The following is a 4,068-nucleotide window of genomic DNA, read 5'->3' as shown; positions in this document are numbered from 1 at the left end:
GCCGTACGTTTCCTCGCGGCCGGGAATGGACGAGGACGGCATCTGGCCGAAGTCCACCTCGCCGCTGGCGAAGCGGGCAAACAGGTCCTGGTCCGTGACAGCCGGAACTCCGTTCTGGAAGTACTGTTCAATCTGCTCCCAGCCCTCATCGCTGACCCCGAGGTCGCCGTCGTCGTCGCGGTAGCGGGTGAGGATCCCGGCCATCACCAGCTGTGTGGTGGCTGCGCCCATGCCGCTGACGCGCTCATAGCGGGTCTTGTACTCGTCCTGGGTCCACAGGTCAGTCCAGTCTTCGGGAGCTTCGTCCGCCGTAACTGCGTCAGCGTTGTATGCGAGGACGATTGCCTGCTGAACCAACGGCCAGTACGCCTTGTCCTCACCCGGATCCGCGAGGGACTCATCCACCTCGGCCGACCAGGACGGCGTGTAGGGCTCGAGGACCTCCTCAGTCTTCAGCTGCTCGTAGTACACGTTGTTCAGCCCGTAAACCACGTCTGCTATCGGGTTGTTTTTCTCAGCAATGAGCTTATTTGTTGCGTCGCCGCCTGCGGACCCAACTATTTCAATATCAAAACCGGCTTCTTCGGCTTGTTGTTCAAGCCATTCGCCGCGTCCTTCGGAGTTGGAGTTGGTATAGACGACAAGCGTTCCTCCTGAATCGCCGGAGGCACCGGCCGAGGAGCTCTCCTCCTCACTGCCCGAGCCGCAAGCGGTCAGTAGCAGGGCAGCAACCGCGATGAAGTTGATGTTCTTCCCCAAAATAAACCCAATTCCCTAGTATTGACGCCGCGTTGCGTCTTGCTGTCCACAAGACGACCACCGAGTATGCGTTCCCGTGAAATCCGGCAGCACCCAAGATTGTCGCCATCCTGTGAACAGCGAAGCCCGAAGGACTTAACTGCAGGTTAACGCGTTGAGCATATCCGGGAAATTAAGTCGCCGTGGCCAGAACGAGCCCCGGAATGACGAATCAGTTGTTTGGTGAGTTCCACCCGGTAGGTGGTGGTGGCCCTCAGAATGTCGGACGGATTCTCGGCGGCGGAGCGCCAGTTGGACCACGTGACGGAGTAGTGCTCGCGGATGGCCGGCAGGATGGTGGTGGGGAAGTTCATCATGGGAAGCCATGCCCAGCGGATCCTGCTTCAGGTGGACCGGCCGGTGCTGGCGGTCAGGGCCGCCGGTGACGTCGGCTGAGCCCCGGACCACCATGAGGCCGGGGAGGCTCCGGCTAATCGACCGCCGCGCCGATCGGTTCCAATATTACGTCCGGGAAGTCCTTCTTGAAGTGGCCCACTTTCCACTTGTCGCCGAACACGGCGATGGTCTCGCCGTCGGCCCGGTGCAGGATCTCTCCGCCGCGGAAGGTTTCCGGCACGCCCTCGCTGCCGGCGGCCACGCGCATCGCGAGTGTGTAGGACAAGTTGTCCAGGGACGTCGGGGCATTGAATTCGGTACCGAGCCGCTGCGCCGCGACCTCGAACTGCAGCGCACCCACCGCCGCGAGCACGGGCGCCTGGTCTCCCCGGAGGTCCGAGCGCAGCACCTGCACCACGCCCTCGTGCTCTAGCTGGTCGATGCCGCGCCGGAACTGCTTGTAGCGCCCCGGGTCCTTGGCCCGGGCCACGGCAAAGAGTTCGGGGGAGAAGCGGGGAATGTCCGGGAACCGCACGGGCTCCTCGGAAAACAGGCTGTCACCCACCCGCAGGCTCGTGGCGTTGACGAGCCCCACCACGTCGCCCGGCCAGGCAGTGTCCACCACCTCGCGGCTCCTGCCCAGCACCCGGTGGGCGTACTTGGTGGCGAACGGCTTGCCGGTACGCTGGTTGGTGATGACCATGCCGCGCTCAAAGGTGCCCGAGCAGATCCGCAGGTACGCGATGTGGTCGCGGTGCGCGCTGTCCTGGCCGGCCTGGACCTTGAAGACGAACCCGGAGAACGGCGCGTCCACGGGCCGCCGCTCGTCGTCGATCGAGGGCCGGGGCGACGGCGCCGGGCCGAGCTCCACGAGGATGTCGAGCAGCTGGGAGACGCCGAAGTTCTTCGCCGCCGCGGCGAACAGCACGGGCGTCTGGCGGGCCGCTGCGAACTCGGCCGGGTCGAAGTTCCCGTTCGACGCCGCCACGAGCCCGGCCTCCTCCTGGGCCTCGAGCCAGACCCCGGCCTCGAGGGGAGGAAGGGAGTCGATGTCCACCACCGTCTCCTCGGCCGCCTGGGCACCGCCGCCGATGGCCTCCAGGCGCACGGCCTTGCCCTCGCGGACGTCCAGCAGCCCCTGGAAGTCCCCGGCGATGCCGGCCGGCCAGGTCAGGGGAACCGGCACCATCCCGGTGCGCTCGCCGACGTCGTCGATCAGGCCCAGGGCATCGAGGCCCGGGCGGTCCCACTTGTTGATGACCGTGACAATGGGGATGTTCCGCGCCTTGCAGACGGCCAGCAGCTTCACGGTCTGCGGTTCGAAGCCCTTGGCGGCATCGATGAGCATGACCGCGGAATCCACCGCGGCGAGCACGCGGTAGGTGTCCTCGGAGAAGTCGGCGTGGCCTGGGGTGTCCACCACGTTGAGGATGGTGTCGCGGTAGGTGAGCTGCAGCGCCGCCGAGCTGATGGAGATACCGCGCTCCTGTTCGATGCCCATCCAGTCCGACACCGTCGTGTGACGGCTGGACTTGCCGTGCGTGACGCCGGCGTCCTGGATGGCGCGGGCCAGGAGGGCGAGGGCCTCCGTCAGGGTGGATTTACCGGCGTCGGGGTGGGAGATGACAGCGAAGGTGCGCCTCCGGCCCGCTTCGCGGCGGATGGCATCGGAGTCGAGAACGGGGGCTTCGGTAAGAACAGGCACACTCCATTGTCCCTGATCGGCGCGGACCGGTGGTATGGGCGGAGGGCGGCGCCCGCCGGGAGTGGCTCCCCCCACCACGTCGCCCGGCCAGGCAGTGTCCACCACCTCGCGGCTCCTGCCCAGCACCCGGTGGGCGTACTTGGTGGCGAACGGCTTGCCGGTACGCTGGTTGGTGATGACCATGCCGCGCTCAAAGGTGCCCGAGCAGATCCGCAGGTACGCGATGTGGTCGCGGTGCGCGCTGTCCTGGCCGGCCTGGACCTTGAAGACGAACCCGGAGAACGGCGCGTCCACGGGCCGCCGCTCGTCGTCGATCGAGGGCCGGGGCGACGGCGCCGGGCCGAGCTCCACGAGGATGTCGAGCAGCTGGGAGACGCCGAAGTTCTTCGCCGCCGCGGCGAACAGCACGGGCGTCTGGCGGGCCGCTGCGAACTCGGCCGGGTCGAAGTTCCCGTTCGACGCCGCCACGAGCCCGGCCTCCTCCTGGGCCTCGAGCCAGACCCCGGCCTCGAGGGGAGGAAGGGAGTCGATGTCCACCACCGTCTCCTCGGCCGCCTGGGCACCGCCGCCGATGGCCTCCAGGCGCACGGCCTTGCCCTCGCGGACGTCCAGCAGCCCCTGGAAGTCCCCGGCGATGCCGGCCGGCCAGGTCAGGGGAACCGGCACCATCCCGGTGCGCTCGCCGACGTCGTCGATCAGGCCCAGGGCATCGAGGCCCGGGCGGTCCCACTTGTTGATGACCGTGACAATGGGGATGTTCCGCGCCTTGCAGACGGCCAGCAGCTTCACGGTCTGCGGTTCGAAGCCCTTGGCGGCATCGATGAGCATGACCGCGGAATCCACCGCGGCGAGCACGCGGTAGGTGTCCTCGGAGAAGTCGGCGTGGCCTGGGGTGTCCACCACGTTGAGGATGGTGTCGCGGTAGGTGAGCTGCAGCGCCGCCGAGCTGATGGAGATACCGCGCTCCTGTTCGATGCCCATCCAGTCCGACACCGTCGTGTGACGGCTGGACTTGCCGTGCGTGACGCCGGCGTCCTGGATGGCGCGGGCCAGGAGGGCGAGGGCCTCCGTCAGGGTGGATTTACCGGCGTCGGGGTGGGAGATGACAGCGAAGGTGCGCCTCCGGCCCGCTTCGCGGCGGATGGCATCGGAGTCGAGAACGGGGGCTTCGGTAAGAACAGGCACACTCCATTGTCCCTGATCGGCGCGGACCGGTGGTATGGGCGGAG

Annotated in this window: 2 protein-coding genes and 1 pseudogene; 1 reads left to right on the top strand and 2 read right to left on the bottom strand. The window is 67.2% G+C overall.

Going from position 1 to position 4,068, the window contains the following annotated elements; translation table 11 throughout:
* Window positions 1-759: extracellular solute-binding protein (locus Y704_RS0106215; RefSeq protein ID WP_051476750.1), on the bottom strand; the 759-nt coding region annotated here is incomplete at its 3' end.
* A 339-nt stretch (window positions 760-1,098) separates the two neighbouring features.
* Between Y704_RS0106215 and Y704_RS23930 the strand changes: the two are divergent.
* Window positions 1,099-1,194 (top strand): annotated as a pseudogene (locus Y704_RS23930) (universal stress protein); the annotation flags it as partial.
* Between the two features lie 34 nt (window positions 1,195-1,228).
* Here the strand turns inward: Y704_RS23930 and Y704_RS25155 are convergent.
* Window positions 1,229-4,024: a peptide chain release factor 3 gene (locus Y704_RS25155; protein WP_253904244.1), complete on the bottom strand. Its 2,796-nt coding sequence runs from the start codon at window positions 4,022-4,024 to the stop codon at window positions 1,229-1,231.
* Window positions 4,025-4,068: the final 44 nt, after the last annotated feature.

Origin of the sequence: Arthrobacter sp. Br18 (genome assembly GCF_000520555.1) — a bacterium.
GTDB lineage: Bacteria > Actinomycetota > Actinomycetes > Actinomycetales > Micrococcaceae > Arthrobacter_D.
This window is presented reverse-complemented; position numbering and strand designations above follow the sequence as displayed.